We start from the raw sequence: 17720 nt of genomic DNA on the forward strand, positions 1-17720 counted from the left end.
ATAGGTGGTTTAATGGAATTAAATTCTATGTATGAAGATGAATTGCGCGGTTTTTTTGAAAATAAAGGTGAGAAGCCTTTTAGAGGATCTCAACTCTTTACTTTTTTCCATGACAAAAAGAGATATGATATAGAAAATTCAAATCTTTCCGATGGGGCAATTTCCATAATAAAAAACGAAGAAATAAATAAAGTGAAAATTTTTAAAAGTTTCGATTCAAAATTAGATGAGACAAAAAAATTTATCTTTAAACTAAAAGACGAAAACTTAATAGAAGGTGTCCTCATGGAGTACAAACACGGTTATTCTCAGTGCATATCAACTCAAGTAGGTTGTAGAATGGGTTGCGATTTTTGTGCCTCTACAAAATCTGGTCTTGTGAGAAATCTTACAGCTGCAGAAATGTTAAGTGAGGTCTATGAAATTGAAAATAGATTAAATATTAAGGTTTCTAATTTTATCTTAATGGGAAGTGGTGAACCCCTTGATAATTTTCAAGAAGTGATGAGATTTATAAAACTTCTTCACGATGAAAGGGGACACAACACAAGTTATAGAAATATAACAATATCAACTTGCGGAATAGCAGATAAAATTTATGAATTAGCAGATTATAACTTACCTATAAATCTTGCGATTAGTCTTCATCAAACAAATGATTTTGATAGGTCAGCCCTTATGCCAATTAACAGAAAATTTAATTTAGCGGAATTGAAAAAATCTTTAAAATATTATGTCAATAAGACAAATAATAGAATTACCTTTGAATACACTTTAATTAAAAATCAAAATGATGGTAAAAAAAATATTGAAGAGCTTTATAATTTTGCCAAAAATTTAAAATGCCATATTAATTTAATACCATTAAATCCAATTGATGAATTTGACGAAAAAAGACCTTCTAAATTAGAAATAAATGAATTTAAAGATAAGCTTGAAAAAATAGGATTTAATGTGACTATAAGAAGAGAGCTTGGAAGGGACATCAGCGCTTCATGTGGACAACTTAGGCGCAAAGTTGAGGTGAAATAAATGATTGTTGTATCAGCAACAAATGTAGGCAATTACAGAAAAAATAACGAAGACAGTTATTTTGTAAATGAATCAAAAAATTTATATATATTGGCTGATGGAATGGGAGGACATCTTGCTGGCGAAAGAGCATCTAAGATGGCAACTGAAATAATTGCTTCTGATTTTGAAAAGGCAGAGGAAGTTAATAAGATTGAAGATGCTATTGAAATTTTGTCTTCTTCAATTAGAGATGCTAATAGAGAAATATTTAATAGTTCTGAAAAAAATGAGGATTACAGAGGCATGGGTACAACAGTATCTGCTGGCATCATTTTAGGAGATTTTTTAATTTATTCAAATGTTGGCGATTCAAGAATTTATAAAATAAATAAAGATATAGAGCAAATTACAAGAGATGATTCCTTTGTAAATTACTTAAAGGAGATTGGAGAAATCACTGAAGAAGAGGCAAAAAATCATCCAAAGAAAAATGTGCTTACAAAAGCCGTTGGAACAATAGCTGATTTAGATGTACATGTAAACACTTTAAAGATCGAAGAAGGGGACATATTTTTATTTTGTTCAGACGGACTTACAAATATGATTCCTGATGAAGAAATTTTCAAAATAATAAAAGAAAACACTCCTGAAGTTGCAAAGGATAAACTTTTGGCTCTCGCTTTAAAAAATGGCGGCATGGATAATATTACATTTATTTTAGTATTTAATGAGTAGGTGCACAATGATAAATAAAATTTTAGCAAATAGATATGAAATATTAGAAAAAATTGGAACAGGCGGAATGGGCAATGTATTCAAAGCTCATGATAAAAAGCTTGATAGAATTGTTGCCATAAAGGTTTTAAAATTAGAATATAACGAAGACAATAATTTTATTAGAAAATTCAAGAGAGAGTCCCTTGCAGCTGCAAGTATTTCTCATCCTAATATTGTAAGTATTTATGATGTAGGAACTGAAAAAGTTGAAGACAAAGAAGTTCATTACATTGTAATGGAATATATTGATGGTAAAACTCTAAAAGATTTGATAAATGATGAGGGCAGACTTTCTGAAAAGAGGGCATTAAATTACTGCATTCAAATTGCAGAGGCTTTAAAGGTTGCTCACTCAAAACATATTGTCCATAGAGATATTAAGTCACAAAACATCATGGTTACTCGTGATGATCGAATTAAAGTTACAGATTTTGGAATTGCAAGAGTTGCGGACAATACAACTGTTACAGCTACTAATGCAGTAATGGGTTCAGTTCATTATTTTTCACCAGAACAAGCAAGAGGAGCAAAGGTAGATAATAGATCGGATATATATTCTTTGGGTATTGTTCTTTTTGAAATGCTTACAGGAAGACTTCCTTTTGATGCAGATAATCCCGTGTCCGTTGCACTTATGCAAGTTCAATCACAAATGCCAAAGCCATCAGATTTTATTAAGAGTATAGATCCATCTGTTGATGCACTTGTTATTAAAATGACTGAAAAAGATCCTAAAGATAGATATAAAGACGTCTTCGAACTAATTAAAGATATTAAGGATTATACAATTGGAGCAAAAACTTTCTCAGTTAAAAGAGAATACCAAGAGGATGATAGAAGGGTCGTTACTCCAACAGTTAATAGAAGACCAAAAAGAAATCATTCCAATAATATGGATATAGAACGACAAAAGCCAAAAAAAGTTGTTAAAAAGAAAAAATCGGCTGCTCCAGCCATACTTGGAATTTTTTCTGCAATAGTTATTATAGCTCTATTGATTTATGTCGTTCCAAAGGCTATGAAAGGTATGAAGAATAGCGATGTAGTTGAAAAGATTGCCGTAGAAAATTATATTGGAAAAACAAGGGATGAGGCTAAGGAGCTAATAGAAGCTCAAGGTTTGGTTTTAGATGTTAATACCGTAGAAAATGAAAATGAACCTGATGGCGTTGTACTTGGTCAAAAGCCAGAAAAGGGAACTTCCGTTGATAAGGGCTCAACTGTTACTCTAGAAATTAATGAACTCCCTGATTCTGTTCCAGTTCCACCACTAAAGGGATTAAGCAAAAAAGATGCACAAAAAGTTTTAGAAGAAAATTCTCTAAAACTTGGTTCTGTTGAAGAAGAGTTTAATGAAGATGTTGAGGAAGGTAAGGTAATTTATTCAAATCCAGATGGCGGTTATTCTGTTAAAAGAGGAACTGCTGTAAAAGTTATAATATCTAAGGGTGTTGACAAGACTCCAGTCGTATTGAGTGACTACAAGGGAATGGAACAAGATGTTGTTGTAAATCAATTAAAGAGTTTAGGATTTACTGTTGTAATTGAAAATGGAAATAGCAATAGCGTTGGCGAAGGACAAGTTTATGACATGGATCCAAAGCCAAATACAAGTGTGGAAAAGGGCTCTACTGTTACTATTTACATCTCTAAGGGATCAAAGGTTGACGAAGAAGTAAATGAGGACAACGAAAGCAATCAAAATGAAGATAATTTCAATAAAGTAAATCATGTAAAGGTAAGGGTTCCAGATGATGGTGCTACTCACAATGTTTCAGCTGAAAGAGTAAAAGACGGCAATGGAAATAAAATTGGAGCAACTTCTGTTTGGGATTACAATGTTGATAGTGGACAAGTTAGTAATGTAGAGTTAATTGGTCCTGGTGAATACAATATATACGTAGATGGAAATCTAGTGAAGACTGAGAAAATAAAATAATGATTGGAAAAATTATTAAGCTAACAGGTGGCTTCTATTATATAAAATCTGGAGATAAAATTTTTGAAACTAGAGCTAGAGGAAATTTTAGACATTCTAAAGTAACACCTATTGTTGGTGATGATGTAGAATTTAAATATGAAGAAAAAACTCTGGGATATATTGAAAAAGTATATCCCAGAAAAAATATGCTCACAAGACCAAAGGTTAGCAATGTTGATTTAGCTTTAATTGTTATACCAGTAATGGATCCAAAGTATAATCTAGTAATAATAGATAAAACCATTGTACAAGCTGAGCATGAAGGAATTGATGTTGCCGTTGTAGTAAATAAATCAGATTTAGATAAGGAAAGCGCAAAAGAACTTACGAAAATTTATAAAAATTCAGGATTTGATACTTTTATGATTTCTGATAAGGATGACAGCATTAAACTATTGAGAGAATATCTTCATGGAAAGACTGTTGCCCTTTGCGGCGTAAGTGGTGCTGGTAAATCTACTATTACTTCAAGAATTTTGGATAAAGATGTGGAAATTGGAAAAGTTTCTGAAAAAACCAAGAGAGGCAAACACACCACTAGGCACACAGAAATACTTTACAATAAAGATATTTATATTTTTGATACTCCTGGATTTTCTTCATTAAGTTTAAAAATTGGCGAAGATAATTTAAAAAATTATTTTCGAGAATTTAAAAAATTTACAAGTTGTAAATTTAACAATTGCAATCACATTAAGGAGCCAAAATGTGCTATTAAAGATGCAGTTGATAGTGGCGAAATAGAAAAATCAAGATACGAAAATTATTTATACATTTACAATGAATTAAAAGAAAAAGGAGAATACTAATGATTTCACCTTCATTACTTTCAGCAGATTTTACAAATTTAGAAAAGGAATTTAAAATTTTGAATGAAGAAAAAGTTGACTTCATTCACTTAGATATTATGGACGGAAATTATGTACCTAATATTTCCTATGGTCCAGGAATTGTAAAAAGTCTTAGACATCTAACTGAAATACCCTTTGATACACATCTAATGATTGAAAGACCAGAAAATTTTATTGAAGAATTTGTAAAAGCTGGATCGGATATTATTACAATTCATCCCATGACAACAAAACATCTTGATAGAACTCTTTCTCTAATTAAAAGTTATGGAAAAAAGACAGGACTTGCATTAAATCCTGGAGATAGTCTTGATGTTTTAAATTACAACTTAGAAAAATTAGATTTAGTATTAATTATGAGTGTAAATCCTGGATTTGGGGGACAAAAGTTTATTCCATCTGTTTTAAGGAAAATTAGAGAAGTAAAAAAATTAATTGAGGAGAGAAATTTAGATACATTAATTGAAGTCGATGGTGGAGTTAAACTAGATAATGCAAAGGAAGTTCTCGATGCAGGAGCAGATATTTTAGTTGCCGGATCTGCAATTTTTAAAAAAGACAAGACTCGTGAAAATATAAAAGCTTTTAAGGAATTATAATGAAAAAAGCACTTTTAATTTCAGGAGGAAGACAGGTTTCAAGGGAATTAATAGAAAAATATAGTGATAGATTTATTTTAGTTGCCGACGGAGGCGCAAAACTTTTAAAAAAGTACGAACTTGACGCAGATCTTCTTCTTGGAGATTTAGATTCAATTGATGAAGAGTCTTTATATTATGTAAAAAAACATAATATAAAGATAAAAAAATTTCCTACAAAAAAAGATTTTACAGACACAGCACTTTGTTTAGATTATCTTTTTGATGAAGGCTATGATGATATAATAATATTGGGAGCATTGGGAACGAGACTTGATCACGAGCTTGCAAATCTATCTTATCTTAAAAAGGCATATAGATGTGGGGTTTCTGCAAAAATCATTGATAATTATAACGAAATCACCTATGCTGAAGAAGGAGAATATGAATTTTATAAATCAGATAAAAAATATTTTTCATTAATAAATGCTGGTGATAAAATGAACTTTACAACTAAGGGACTTTATTATGAGGTAAAGAATTTAGAAGTTAACTCTGAGAATCCAAGTAGAGCTGTTAGCAATGAAATAGTGGCTGATAAGGCAATTATAAAAATAAACTATGGTGCTGCTTTTATAATTCAGTCTAGGGACTAATTTTAAATATTAATTAGAAATAAGGATGAACAAAAAAAACCAGCGGTGAAACTGGTTTTTTTATGTTAATAATCTATTTCTCTAATTTATAGTACATTTTATAATGTTTTATTGAACCATATTTTCTCTTTAGATAAGTTATTTTTCTATTAAAGCTGAAATCTTTTTTGTTGTTAATTGTAAATTCGTAGCCATTTTTTAAAAGTTCATCAATAATTTTGTGATATTTTTTGTCAGTATACTCCTTTAACAATTTAGGGTGGGCATTCATCCAAATTTTTGAAGTTTCCTTGTGGTAATAAACTTCTTCCTCAAATCCTAAATCTAAAAGGTCTCTAATGTAAAAATCCAAAACATTAACGCCACCAGCAGCCATAAAGTAATGACTTTGGGGAAGTCTCAAGTTCATCTCAAAGGCCTTATAAGTATTATCTCTTGGATCATATTTTAAATCTATATTTGAATAGCCAGTATAGTTGATGGATTCAAGCTTTTCTTTGTAAAATTTAAAAAGTTCAGGCATGTATTTTGTGTAGATTGCATCGTTATTTCCAATTCTAAGTGGAAGAGGGTCTGCAAGAAGAATTTGTCCATAGACCATCATGCGCACCTTGCCAAATTTGTCACAATACACATTAAAGGATGCTTGGTTTGATGCAGGTCCAGGGATGTATTCTTGCACAAGCATTGTGCCTTCATAGTGATTGTCATCGTAAATAGTTTCTACAACAGATTTAAGCTCATCGTAGCTATAAATAGTGTAGACTTTATATTTATTAGGGAAGGATAATTTTACATAGGAAATTGAATCGTTGGGTTTAAGTATTAGAGGAAATTGTAAGTCCAATTTTTTGATTCCCTTGGAATTATTTATAATTGCAAATTTTGGATAAGGTATGCCTAATTCTTCACAAGAATTGTAGAAATCAATTTTATTTTCCAATCTTTCATTTAATTCTGTAGAAGGTGTGTTAAATTTATAGTACTCTTTAATTTTTTCCTTATTGTTTGAAAGAAGTTTTGAATATTCATCTCCGCAAGGAATAGTTATTAAAGTGGCATCTTTATTTTCTTCCGCAAATTTTATCATCTCATTTACAAAAACATCATCATTAGAAAAGTTATTTATAATTTTTCTATCTAAAATTTTTGAGTTATTTGTGGCAGGGAGTGCCCTTTGACAAAATATAGTTGAGATCAAATCATAGTTGTCATTTAATATTCTAGCAATTCCATAGGCATTTTCATCGGATCCAAGAATTACAAATTTGACATTTAATTTTTTTAGTATATCTTTAGAAATGTTTTTCATATTTCTCCTTATAAATTAAAATTTAACATTATCTTACATTATACACTAGAGCAAAGTATTTTTTAACCTTTATCAATAAATGCATTATCTTTATCTTTCCAATAAGATACTATTTTTTTAATTTTATCCTCTGTTACAATTTTTTCATTAGATTCCTTTAGTTTTTTATCAATTTCTGAAATTACTGAAAGTTTGTCAGCACACCACTTTGGCTCAAAAAGTTTAGATTTTGGCGGATCACCAGTAATTCTGTGAACTACAGTTTTTTCGTCAATATTTTTTAGTGCAAAAATAACTATATCAATATATTCTTCCCTTGTTAATATTTTAAAACTTTTATTTTTATAAAGCTTATAGATTGGCGAGTCCTTTAAAATATATAAATTGTGAAATTTAACTCCAAAGGGAGATACATTTTTTATGTAATCAATAGTATTTACAAAATCAATATAATCTTCAAAGGGAAGACCAAAAATTGCGTGAATTAAAAATAATAAATTTGCATCTTTGAGTTTACTAATAGTATCATCAAAAAATTTATGAGAGTAACCTCGATTAATTAATTTAATAGTATTTTCATTCACACTTTGCATTCCAAGTTCAAGCCAAAGTGTTTTTTTATGAGAAATTTCCTCAAGATATTTTATCTTTTCTTTGTCAAGACAATCGCATCTAGTTGCAATAGATATGGCAGAAATGTCATTGCGACTTGCAACTGGATCGTAAATTTTTCTTAAATCATTTAATGAACCATAAGTGTTTGTAAAATTTTGAAAGTAAGCAATATAGTTTTTTGCTTTCCACTTTTTTTCTAAAAATATTTTTTGAGACTCAATTTGCCTAGATATAGAGTAATTTTTTGAGGCAGCAAACTCACCGCTGCCCTCGTCAGAGCAAAAAACACAGCCAATATTTGATAAAGTGCCGTCTCTATTTGGACAAGAAAAACCACCGTCTAGAGAGAGTTTTACGCTCTTTCCAGAAAAATATTTGCGAAAAAAATCGTTAAAAGATAAAAATCTTCTCATTTAATCACCTAATTCATTATATATTCTTTTAAAAATTATTTCCATGGGTTTGAAATTAGAAAAAATACTATATAATATAATAAGAATTGGAGTTTTTTATGGATTTAAAGTTTAAAAATTATTTAATTTTAGCAGAAGAGTTCTTATTAGAAGGCGATAGCGATAAGGCGGAAGATTTGTTACTTAAATCTCTTAAATTTACTAACGATGAAGATGCAGATGAGAGGATTTCTGTTTACTTTGAACTAGCTGATATATATCTCAAGGAAGAAAATTATGCTAGGGCAAAGTTTTATTTTGAAAAAATTTTGAGCATAAAGAAAATGGCAGGTGCTTTTTATGGGCTTGCAATAACAAATGACTTTATAGATGGAGATATAAATTATTCGATAAAAAATTATAAAAGAGCAATTGAACTAGATGACAATTATGATAGAGCGCACTATTACCTTGCCCATGCCTACGATAAAATTGGAAAAACTAATCTTGCTATAGAGGAATTTAAAAAAGTTCTTGCCATTGATGAATACGACTTTGTAACTTATAATGATTTAGGTTCAATTTATGAAATAGAAAATAAAAATGATTTAGCAGAAAAATTTGTGAAAAAATCTCTTGAGATAAAAGCGGATTATGGAAGAGCGCTATATAACATGGGAGTACTCTCAAAAAAGAAGGGCGACAACAAATTGGCTTTAAAATATTATTACGAAGCTATTGGAAAATTTGAAGATCCTTTTTTATTTTTAAATATGTCCGCAGTATATATTGAAGAAAAAGATTATAAATCTGCTATAAATATTTTAGATAGGGGATTAATGGATTTTCCAAATTCAGTGAACCTACATTATAATAAGGCTTGCTCCTTCTCATTACTTGGAGATGTTAAAAGAGCAAAGGAAGAAATTATAAAGGCAATAAAAATAAACGGCGATGCCTATACATGGGCAAAAACCGATGTCGATTTATGTGAAATTGTAAAGGAGTTAAAATGATTATTATTAAAACAGAAGACGAAATAAAAAAAATGCAAGTTGCAGGAAAAGTATTATCTGATGTACATCATAAACTTAGAGATCTTATAAAACCAGGCGTAAAAACTATTGAGATAGATAGATTTGTAGAAAATTATTTAAAGGAAAGAGGAGCTTATCCTGAACAAAAAGGATATGAAGGCTATCCTTATTCAATTTGTGCATCTGTAAATGATGAGATTTGCCACGGATTTCCATCAGAATATAAATTAAAAAATGGCGATATAATTACTGTTGATATGGTTGTAAATGTTGACGGATGGCTAGCTGATTCGGCATGGTCCTATGAAGTTGGAGAAGTTTCTCCTGAAGCAAAAAAATTACTACAAGTTACTCGTGAGTCAATGTACAAGGGAATTGAAAAGGCTGTAATAGGAAATAGACTTGGCGATATAGCAGCGGCAGTTCAAAAACATGCAGAAGAAAATGGCTACTCTATTGTAAGAGAATTTGTAGGTCATGGAATTGGTCAAGAAATGCACGAAGACCCTCAAGTTCTTCACTATGGAAAGCCTGGTCGTGGATTAAGATTACAAGAGGGGATGGTATTTACAATTGAGCCAATGATTAATATGGGGAAAAAGGAACTTACAATAGATGACAATGGTTGGACAGCAAGAACTAAGGACGGTTCTCTTTCTGCACAATATGAGCACCAAATTGCAATTACAAAGGATGGACCAATAATAATTACTGACCAAGGCGATTGTTGATAAATGAGAGAAGTAAATTTGTTAAAGGGAAATATTTTTTCTGCACTATTAAAAATGGCTTTACCATTAATGGGTACTGCCTTTGTGCAAATGGCATATTCCTTAGTTGATTTAATGTGGCTTGGAAGACTTTCCACAGGAGCAGTTGCTGCTGTGGGAACTTGTTCCTTTTTAGTTTGGATTGCACAATCCATTACTCTTATTGCTAAAACGGGGATTTCTGTTGGACTTTCTCAGTCTTATGGCAAGGGAGATAGCGAAGGTTGCAAGAGTGTTTGGGTTTCTGGGTTTGTCTTAAATCTTATTTTTTGTCTAAGTCTTACAATTTTTTATATCGCTATGAGAAATAAAATTATTGGATTTTATAATCTCGACAGAGATGTACACGCCATGGCAGTAGACTATCTTGTAATAATAAGTGGTGGACTAATTTTTACTTTTTTGAATCCAGTTTTATCAGCTGCATTTTTTGCAAAGGGAAATTCAATAACTCCCTTTAAAATTTCAATAATTTCGCTAATTATAAATTTAATACTAGATCCCTTTTTAATTTTTGGAATTTCTATTTTCCCTAAACTTGGTATTAAAGGCGCAGCAGCGGCAACTGTATTTGCACAAATGATTTCCACACTTTTATACTTACACATTGGATTAAAGTCACGAGAAATATTTGTGCGAACTAATTACTTTAAAATGCCCGAGAAAAATTACTTTAAATCAATTTTAAATTTAGGATTTCCTGCCTCACTTCAATCCATGATCCACGCAATGGTAGGCATGGTTTTAAATAAATATATTTCGAGTTTTGGATCATTATACATTGCAGTTTATTCCATTGGGTCACAAATTGAATCGATTTCTTGGATGACTGCTGATGGATTTTCTGTAGCATTTTCAGCTTTTTTTGGTCAAAATTTTGGTGCAAAAAATTATGACAGACTTCACGACGGAAGAAGAGAAGCAATGAAGATAGTAAATATAATTGGGATTTTTACTTCATTTTTGTTATTTTTCTTTGCTAGAAATTTATTTACACTTTTTATACCAAGGGACCCAATGGCTATTGTCAAGGGAATTGATTATCTAAAAATTATGGCTCTGTCACAGTATTTTATGGCATTGGAAATAGGAACTACGGGGATGTTAAATGGTTTGGGGCTTACAAAATACCCTGCAATCAATGCAATGATATTAAATATTAGCAGGATACCTTTGGCACTAATTTTGATGCCAATTCTTGCAATTAATGGTATTTGGGTAGCTATGAGTTTATCATCTATTTTAAAGGGAATATTTTTAACTTTAATTTATTTTTATTTGCGTAAAAAGACAGATGGCTTTAGAATTAATTTGAAGACATATATTTGAAAGGAGACACAATGTTAAAACAATTTGAAAAACCTGCAATTGGAGAAAAAATTGCGGTACTAAAGACAAGTAAGGGAGATATAAAAGTTAGATTATTTGAAGAAGCAGCACCTCTTGCTGTTGAAAATTTTATTTCATTAATAGAAGACAAGTATTATGATGGAATAATTTTCCACAGAGTTATCGAAAACTTTATGATTCAAGGTGGAGATCCAAGTGGAACTGGTAGAGGTGGTGAAAGCAAATGGAAAAAACCTTTTAAAGATGAATTTGATGTAAACTTTAGAAACTTTAGAGGAGCACTTTCCATGGCAAATGCTGGTCCAAATACTAATGGTTCACAATTTTTTATAGTGCAAGGAGATAAACTTTCCGATGACATTTTAAGTCAAATGAAGGATGCCGGAGCTGAAAAAGGATATCCTGAAGAAATTATTGAAGCTTACGAAAAAGTTGGTGGAGCTTTTTGGCTTGATGGCAAGCACACTGTTTTCGGACAAGTTTTTGAAGGAATGGATGTAGTTGACGATATTGCAAAATCAAAAGTTGGCTTTATGGATAAGCCTGTTTTTGATATTGTAATTGAAGCAGCAATAGTTACAGATTACCAAGGATAAATTATGCATCAATATAGAGGAAGAATGATTTTACACACTGGTTCAATGTTTTCTGGGAAGACTAGCTCGCTTGAAAAGGACTTGAAGAGATTTTCAATTGCAAATTATAAAGTCATTGCCTTCAAACCAATGCTTGACAAAAGGTATTCAAGAGAAGAAATTGTTACTCATGATAAAATTTCTCTAAAAGCGATTGAAATTGAGTCTATAAAAGAAATTTTAGATTATGCAGAGAAAAATTCACCACAAGTAATTGGAATAGATGAAGTTCAGTTTTTAAAAGATGATCCAAAAGTTGTATTAGAAAATTTAGAAAAAATGTTAGAGATGGGAATTACAATTGTAATGGCAGGTCTCGATATGGATTATATGGCTGAGCCCTTTGAAATTGTAAAAGAAATCATGCCAAAGACAGATTATTTAAACAAACATCATGCGGTTTGTAAAAGATGTGGGACAGACGCTTGGGTCTCTCATAGAAAGATAAAAAGTAACAATAGAGTTGAGCTTGGAGCAGTAGAAGAATACGAACCCCTTTGCAGAAGATGTTACAAAGAAGCAATTGCTGAAGACAAATTAAAAGAAAATCAAGAAAAGTTTTTATAAAGCATTGACAACCTCTAATCATTTGATTAAAATTTAAGTAAATGATTAGAGGTGTTTTTTTGACTCCAAGAGAAAAAGAAATTATAAATCTTTTGAAAAAGAATCCTGGAATTTCACAACAAGAAATTGCCGACGAATTAAATATCACGAGGTCAGGTGTATCCACTCATATAAATAATTTGATGAGTTCTGGATATATTTTAGGTAGAGGATATATTCTTAGAGAAGATACCTATGTTGCGGTTCTAGGTGGGTGCAATATGGATATTATTGGTTATTCCTTTGACAATTTAAAGGTGAGAGATTCAAATCCAGGAAAGATTAAATATTCTAGTGGCGGCGTTGGGAGAAATATTTGTGAAAATTTAGCAAGGCTTGGCATAAATACAACTTTTCTTTCGGTTTTAGGAAAAGATGATGCAGCCAAAAATATTTTAGATGAGCTAAATCACATAAATGTCGACAGTTCCAAAATTCTAATATCTGAGGGAATTACTCCTCATTATCTGGCGATTTTAGATGAAGAGAAGGATATGTATGTAGCAATTGCCGACATGGATCTTTTAAAAAATATAGATAAAGATTATATTGATAAGAATAAAAAAATTATTGAAAATGCTGAATTTACAATAATTGATACAAATTTAGAAGAGGAAACTTTAGATTATATTCTAAAAAATATAAAGGGTAAATTTTTAATCGACGGAGTTTCCACAAAAAAGGTAATAAAAATTAAGAATTTATTGAATAAAATTGATTTCTTAAAAGTAAATAATTACGAGGCAAAGGCTCTTTCTGGTTTAGATACAGACAATATTAATAGCCTTGGAGAAGATTTAATAGATAAAGGTTTAAAAAGTCTTGTAATAACAGCTGGCAGTAGGGGAGCTTTTTATTTTGAAAAAGATTTTAAAAGGGTTAGAAAACCTGATCCAGTAAAAGTTGTAAGTGCAAGTGGAGCAGGTGATGCTTTTATGGCAGGATATGCCTATGGACTATACAATGATTTTGATATAGATAAGAGAATGAAAGCGGCAGAAGCTGCTGCTAGGATTGTTTTAAAAAGTGCTAATTCATGTTCAAAGGACATGAATGAAAATAATTTAAAAGGAGAAATTTATGATTAATAATGAAATGCTAAAAAAATATGTTGAGTATAATGATGAAGTGAAAGATGCTATGGAAAAGGGAAAACCAATAGTTGCACTTGAATCTACAATAATCTCTCATGGGATGCCCTATCCTCAAAATATTGAGACAGCAAAGGCTTGTGAGAAAATCATAAGAGAAGGGGGAGCTATTCCTGCAACAACTGCAATTATAGGTGGAAAAATTAAAATTGGTTTAAATGATGAAGAATTAGAATTTATGGCAAAATCAAAGGACATTATAAAAACATCAAGAAGAGACTTTGCCTATATTGTTTCTCGTGGATTAAATGGTGCTACAACAGTAGCATCAACAATTATTGCATCAAGACTTGCTGGAATTAAAATTTTTGTAACTGGAGGACTTGGTGGCGTTCACAGACATGCTGAAACTACTTTTGACATCTCAAGGGATCTTGATGAACTTGCATCAAATGATATTATGATAGTTTGTGCAGGATGCAAATCAATTCTAGATATTGGACTTACTCTTGAATACCTTGAAACTAAGGGAGTACCAGTATTTGGTTATCAAACAGACTATATGCCAGCTTTTTTTACAAGAAAGAGTGAATTTAAAGTTGATTATAATATCAAAAATCCTAAAGAAGCAGCGGATGCAGCTAATACTCAATGGAATTTAGGATTACAAGGTGGAATTCTTCTTACAAATCCAATTCCTGAAGAGGATTCAATGGATGAAGATAAAATTAATTCTGCAATAGAAAAAGCTCTTTTAGAAGCTGAAGAAAAGGGAATTCACGGAAAAGAAACAACGCCATTCTTACTTTCAAAAGTTCTTGAAGTAACAGAAGGAAAATCACTTGAAGCAAATATTGCCCTTGTAAAAAATAATGCAAGATTAGGTGCTGAAGTTGCAAAATACCTTTACTAATTCAAAGAAAGTTTCTGAATCAAAGGTTGTTTTCACTTACGGAGTAATGCCAACAGATTTAAACACTGGAGGCACAATGTATGGGGCAAGAATTTTTGAAATTGCTGATCACAGTTCTGGAACTTGTGCTATAAGGCATACTAGGGGAAGAGTCGCTACAATTTCTTGTGACAACTTAACATTTTTAAAGCCAATTAATCTAGGAGATTTTTTAACTGCGACTACATTTATATCTGGAGTGGGAAATTCATCTGTTGAAGTTTTTACAAAGTTTACAAAGGAAAAATCAATGACAGGCGAGACAGAACTTGCAGCTTTCTGTTTTTTGACCTTTAAATGTAAAGGGACAGATTCAGGAAAAATTCCTGCTATAATTGGAGAAACTCTCGAAGAGAAAAATATCATTGAAGGATATGAAAATCGAAGAGAAATAAATAAGATAAGACAGAGAAATAATGCTCAGATAAAGGAGTTTCTAAAATAGATTAATCATAAAATTGCACCACTTTGGTGCTTTTTTTACTTAATTTAAAATATTTTAAAATTAAATAATTTTATATATCAAAGTAAAAAATTTAATTTCTTATGTTATAATTTTAATTATGATAATAGGAATATGTACTTGCGAAATATTTATTTACAATGCAAATTCTTTGAAATCAAAGAGATCCGTTGTAAAAAGTATTGTCGAGAAATCAAAAAATAGATTTAATGTATCAATTGCTGAAGTTGGCGAGAATGACAAGTGGCAAAAAAGTGTAATAGGATTTGCTACGGTATCCAATGACAAAAAAATTGTGGATGAAACTATGGAAAACGTAATACAATTTTTTAATAGCTACAGTGAAATTGAAATTATGAATATAGAAAAAGAAATTTTGTAAGAGGAGGAATATGAAGGATATTTTAACTCATGAAGAGGCGGAAAAATGCCTAGACATATTAGAAGAAACTTACCCAGATGCACATTGCGAACTTGAACATAATAGTCCCTATGAACTTTTAGTTGCAACAATATTATCGGCACAATGCACAGATATTAGAGTCAATAAAGTTACTAGAGAGATGTTTAAAAAATATAATACTCCAAAAGATTTTGCTTATATGGACATAAAAAAACTTGAAAGCCTAATAAAGGAATGTGGAATTTATAGAAATAAGGCAAAAAATATTAAGGCAAGCTCAAGTGTCATTTTGGAAGAATATAATGGTGAAGTTCCAAATACAATTGAAGAACTTATGAAGCTACCAGGAGTTGGCAAAAAAACAGCTAATGTTGTTGCATCGACTGCTTTTGGTGTGCCTGCAATTGCAGTTGATACTCATGTTTTCAGAGTTAGCAATAGAATTGGATTTGTTCACGAAAAAAATGTAGAAGCTACTGAAAGGGCACTTCAAAATAAAATTGATAAAAATAGATGGACTAAGGCTCATCATTTGTTTATATTTCATGGAAGAAGATGTTGCACCGCAAGAAATCCAAAGTGTGAAATTTGCACCATAAATAAAATTTGTAGATATTATGAGGGTGATAGTTGATGGAAAATTTAGGAACAAAAATTCTAAATATTAATAAAAAGATATTAATTACAATTGCAATTATTTTGATGATTATTTTTATGTCTGTTATTTATTTCACTCAAGAATATGTAAATCCAAATATACACAGAGGTATAAAAATCGAAGGTGTAGATGTCTCAAATTTATCAAAAGAGGAAGCATTAAAAGAAGTTAAGACAGTTACAGATGAAATAATTAAAAATAAAGTGGTTAATTTTTATTATGATGATATTAATTTATCTGTTCCATTAAGGGATTTTGGTTATGAATTAAATTTGCATGATGCCGTAAATTCAGCCTTTAATTATGGACGAAGTGAAAATTTATTTTATAATTATTTTGATATAGTTAAGAGTTCAATATTTAAAAAGAATTTTATTGCAAAATCATATATAAATGATGCAAAACGAGAAAAAATAATTCTTGACATGGGAAATAAAGTTTTTAAAAAACCTGTCGATGCCCATCCTATTATTAATACCGATAGAAGTTTAAAAATTGCAGAATCTGAAATTGGAAGATACATGGATATTGACGAAGCAAAAAAACTTATTAATTTAGATATTTTAAATGAAGAAAAAATAGAACTTCCAGTTTACAAAACTGAGCCAAAAATTTATTCAAATTATTACGAAGGGATAGACAAAGAACTTGGCAACTTTGAAACAGACTATTCATCTTCAGCGAAAAATAGAAAGGAAAATATTAAGATTGCTGCATCAAAATTCAATAACATGAAATTAAATCCAGGAGATGAAGTTTCTTTTAACGATGTCATTGGAGAAATTTCCCCAGAAACAGGATTTAAGAATGCAACTGTAATTGTTGGTGGAGAATATGAAGATGGAATTGGTGGAGGAATTTGCCAAGTATCTACAACTCTATATAATTCATTAATATTATCAGATCTTGAAATTACAGAAAGACATAATCATTCAAGACCTATCCACTATGTTGATCTTGGCACAGATGCTGCAGTTGCAAGAGGTTATAAGGATTTAAAATTTAAAAATAATACTAATAATCCAATTTTAATTTTGTCAGAAGCTAATGGCGAAAAATTAAATTTTAAAATTTTAGGAAATGCCGCAGATAGGGATTATGAAATAAAAATAATTCCTAAACTTTTAGAAACAGTAGGTCCAGGAGTTGACACAATTTATTCAGATGAATTACCAGAAGGGGAATCAACGGTAAAAGATAGGGGAGCTAGAGGTTATTCTTACAAAACTTATAAAGAAATAATAAAAAATGGCGAAGTTATTGAAAATAAAGAAATTTCAAAATCCTACTATTTACCAAAGGATAAAATTGTAGTTGTGGGAACAGGAACATCAAATAGCAATGATGATAAGGATAAGGATAAAGATTGATAAGAGCATAAGCTCTTATTTTTTTATCTGTATTTCCTCATATTGTTTATCCTTTCGTTTTTTTTAGTGTAAAATATTTGTAGCGATTTATAATTGGTTTTGATTTTTACTTGCCTTTGCAAACACTATTTTATCATATACTGTGCATTATTTTTTCTTGCATTATATTATAAATTCAAGACATATAAAAATACTTGTAGTTGTGATAA

General features: G+C 30.5%; 19 protein-coding genes. 17 read left to right on the forward strand and 2 right to left on the reverse strand.

What is annotated here, in order from left to right:
- Positions 1-12 precede the first annotated feature (12 nt).
- The 6 genes from rlmN to HKO22_RS03995 are packed head-to-tail and all read left to right on the forward strand — an operon-like array spanning position 13 to position 5857.
- The gene (gene rlmN / locus HKO22_RS03970) at positions 13-1032 is read left to right on the forward strand and encodes a 23S rRNA (adenine(2503)-C(2))-methyltransferase RlmN (protein ID WP_169968722.1); all 1020 of its coding nucleotides are present in this window, start codon (positions 13-15) and stop codon (positions 1030-1032) included.
- Entirely contained in the window at positions 1033-1749 is a 717-nt protein-coding gene (locus tag HKO22_RS03975; protein ID WP_075658633.1) for a Stp1/IreP family PP2C-type Ser/Thr phosphatase, read from the forward strand.
- A gap of 7 nt (positions 1750-1756) precedes the next feature.
- Entirely contained in the window at positions 1757-3730 is a 1974-nt protein-coding gene (pknB, locus tag HKO22_RS03980; protein ID WP_075658635.1) for a Stk1 family PASTA domain-containing Ser/Thr kinase, read from the forward strand.
- Positions 3730-4581: a ribosome small subunit-dependent GTPase A gene (gene rsgA, locus HKO22_RS03985; protein ID WP_075658637.1), complete on the forward strand. Its 852-nt coding sequence runs from the start codon at positions 3730-3732 to the stop codon at positions 4579-4581. The genes pknB and rsgA overlap by 1 nt, the downstream gene beginning before the upstream one ends.
- Entirely contained in the window at positions 4581-5222 is a 642-nt protein-coding gene (gene rpe, locus HKO22_RS03990; RefSeq protein ID WP_075658639.1) for a ribulose-phosphate 3-epimerase, read from the forward strand. The genes rsgA and rpe overlap by 1 nt, the downstream gene beginning before the upstream one ends.
- Positions 5222-5857, forward strand: coding sequence for a thiamine diphosphokinase (locus HKO22_RS03995; protein WP_169968724.1), 636 nt, complete (start codon positions 5222-5224; stop codon positions 5855-5857). The genes rpe and HKO22_RS03995 overlap by 1 nt, the downstream gene beginning before the upstream one ends.
- A 73-nt stretch (positions 5858-5930) precedes the next feature.
- Here HKO22_RS03995 and HKO22_RS04000 read toward each other — a convergent pair whose 3' ends face one another.
- Positions 5931-7169, reverse strand: a complete 1239-nt coding sequence (locus HKO22_RS04000) for a carboxylate--amine ligase (RefSeq protein WP_169968726.1) — start codon at positions 7167-7169, stop codon at positions 5931-5933.
- A 62-nt stretch (positions 7170-7231) separates the two neighbouring features.
- Complete coding sequence (locus HKO22_RS04005) at positions 7232-8197, reverse strand: TIGR01212 family radical SAM protein (RefSeq protein ID WP_169968728.1); 966 nt, start codon at positions 8195-8197, stop codon at positions 7232-7234.
- Between the two features lie 98 nt (positions 8198-8295).
- On the opposite strand from HKO22_RS04005, the gene HKO22_RS04010 reads away from it, so the two are divergent.
- The 11 genes from HKO22_RS04010 (at position 8296) to HKO22_RS04060 (ending at position 17511) form a co-directional block, all read left to right on the forward strand.
- Positions 8296-9192, forward strand: a complete 897-nt coding sequence (locus HKO22_RS04010) for a tetratricopeptide repeat protein (RefSeq protein WP_169968730.1) — start codon at positions 8296-8298, stop codon at positions 9190-9192.
- Positions 9189-9944, forward strand: coding sequence for a type I methionyl aminopeptidase (gene map, locus HKO22_RS04015; protein WP_169968732.1), 756 nt, complete (start codon positions 9189-9191; stop codon positions 9942-9944). The genes HKO22_RS04010 and map overlap by 4 nt, the downstream gene beginning before the upstream one ends.
- Positions 9945-9947: 3 nt before the next feature.
- Positions 9948-11312, forward strand: a complete 1365-nt coding sequence (locus tag HKO22_RS04020; RefSeq protein WP_169968734.1) for an MATE family efflux transporter — start codon at positions 9948-9950, stop codon at positions 11310-11312.
- Positions 11313-11323: 11 nt separating this feature from the next.
- Positions 11324-11929, forward strand: a complete 606-nt coding sequence (locus HKO22_RS04025) for a peptidylprolyl isomerase (RefSeq protein WP_169968736.1) — start codon at positions 11324-11326, stop codon at positions 11927-11929.
- A 3-nt stretch (positions 11930-11932) separates the two neighbouring features.
- Positions 11933-12535 carry a thymidine kinase gene (locus HKO22_RS04030; RefSeq protein ID WP_075658653.1) on the forward strand — a complete coding sequence of 201 codons (603 nt, stop codon included), beginning with the start codon at positions 11933-11935 and terminating at the stop codon, positions 12533-12535.
- Between the two features lie 59 nt (positions 12536-12594).
- Positions 12595-13662 (forward strand): carbohydrate kinase, encoded by a 1068-nt coding sequence (locus tag HKO22_RS04035; RefSeq protein WP_169968738.1) that lies wholly within the window; start codon positions 12595-12597, stop codon positions 13660-13662.
- Complete coding sequence (locus HKO22_RS04040) at positions 13655-14578, forward strand: pseudouridine-5'-phosphate glycosidase (protein WP_169968740.1); 924 nt, start codon at positions 13655-13657, stop codon at positions 14576-14578. Before HKO22_RS04035 ends, HKO22_RS04040 begins: the two co-directional genes overlap by 8 nt.
- Entirely contained in the window at positions 14550-15062 is a 513-nt protein-coding gene (locus tag HKO22_RS04045; protein WP_328818741.1) for an acyl-CoA thioesterase, read from the forward strand. The genes HKO22_RS04040 and HKO22_RS04045 overlap by 29 nt, the downstream gene beginning before the upstream one ends.
- A 118-nt stretch (positions 15063-15180) precedes the next feature.
- The gene (locus HKO22_RS04050; protein ID WP_169968744.1) at positions 15181-15462 is read left to right on the forward strand and encodes a DUF503 domain-containing protein; all 282 of its coding nucleotides are present in this window, start codon (positions 15181-15183) and stop codon (positions 15460-15462) included.
- A 10-nt stretch (positions 15463-15472) separates the two neighbouring features.
- A complete protein-coding gene (gene nth, locus HKO22_RS04055; RefSeq protein ID WP_075658661.1) occupies positions 15473-16117 on the forward strand; it encodes an endonuclease III in 645 nt (214 codons plus the stop codon).
- Positions 16117-17511: a VanW family protein gene (locus HKO22_RS04060; protein ID WP_169968746.1), complete on the forward strand. Its 1395-nt coding sequence runs from the start codon at positions 16117-16119 to the stop codon at positions 17509-17511. The genes nth and HKO22_RS04060 overlap by 1 nt, the downstream gene beginning before the upstream one ends.
- The last annotated feature ends 209 nt before the right edge of the window (positions 17512-17720 follow it).

Origin of the sequence: Peptoniphilus faecalis (assembly GCF_012976305.1) — a bacterium.
Taxonomy (GTDB): domain Bacteria; phylum Bacillota; class Clostridia; order Tissierellales; family Peptoniphilaceae; genus Peptoniphilus_A; species Peptoniphilus_A faecalis.

What these genes read in the sequence shown, in the direction of transcription:
- rlmN (WP_169968722.1), top strand. Translation starts at nt 13, where the DNA reads ATGGAATTAAATTCTATGTATGAAGATGAATTGCGCGGTTTTTTTGAA.
- HKO22_RS03975 (WP_075658633.1), top strand. Translation starts at nt 1,033, where the DNA reads ATGATTGTTGTATCAGCAACAAATGTAGGCAATTACAGAAAAAATAAC.
- pknB (WP_075658635.1), top strand. Translation starts at nt 1,757, where the DNA reads ATGATAAATAAAATTTTAGCAAATAGATATGAAATATTAGAAAAAATT.
- rsgA (WP_075658637.1), top strand. Translation starts at nt 3,730, where the DNA reads ATGATTGGAAAAATTATTAAGCTAACAGGTGGCTTCTATTATATAAAA.
- rpe (WP_075658639.1), top strand. Translation starts at nt 4,581, where the DNA reads ATGATTTCACCTTCATTACTTTCAGCAGATTTTACAAATTTAGAAAAG.
- HKO22_RS03995 (WP_169968724.1), top strand. Translation starts at nt 5,222, where the DNA reads ATGAAAAAAGCACTTTTAATTTCAGGAGGAAGACAGGTTTCAAGGGAA.
- HKO22_RS04000 (WP_169968726.1), bottom strand. Translation starts at nt 7,169, where the DNA reads ATGAAAAACATTTCTAAAGATATACTAAAAAAATTAAATGTCAAATTT.
- HKO22_RS04005 (WP_169968728.1), bottom strand. Translation starts at nt 8,197, where the DNA reads ATGAGAAGATTTTTATCTTTTAACGATTTTTTTCGCAAATATTTTTCT.
- HKO22_RS04010 (WP_169968730.1), top strand. Translation starts at nt 8,296, where the DNA reads ATGGATTTAAAGTTTAAAAATTATTTAATTTTAGCAGAAGAGTTCTTA.
- map (WP_169968732.1), top strand. Translation starts at nt 9,189, where the DNA reads ATGATTATTATTAAAACAGAAGACGAAATAAAAAAAATGCAAGTTGCA.
- HKO22_RS04020 (WP_169968734.1), top strand. Translation starts at nt 9,948, where the DNA reads ATGAGAGAAGTAAATTTGTTAAAGGGAAATATTTTTTCTGCACTATTA.
- HKO22_RS04025 (WP_169968736.1), top strand. Translation starts at nt 11,324, where the DNA reads ATGTTAAAACAATTTGAAAAACCTGCAATTGGAGAAAAAATTGCGGTA.
- HKO22_RS04030 (WP_075658653.1), top strand. Translation starts at nt 11,933, where the DNA reads ATGCATCAATATAGAGGAAGAATGATTTTACACACTGGTTCAATGTTT.
- HKO22_RS04040 (WP_169968740.1), top strand. Translation starts at nt 13,655, where the DNA reads ATGATTAATAATGAAATGCTAAAAAAATATGTTGAGTATAATGATGAA.
- HKO22_RS04050 (WP_169968744.1), top strand. Translation starts at nt 15,181, where the DNA reads ATGATAATAGGAATATGTACTTGCGAAATATTTATTTACAATGCAAAT.
- nth (WP_075658661.1), top strand. Translation starts at nt 15,473, where the DNA reads ATGAAGGATATTTTAACTCATGAAGAGGCGGAAAAATGCCTAGACATA.
- HKO22_RS04060 (WP_169968746.1), top strand. Translation starts at nt 16,117, where the DNA reads ATGGAAAATTTAGGAACAAAAATTCTAAATATTAATAAAAAGATATTA.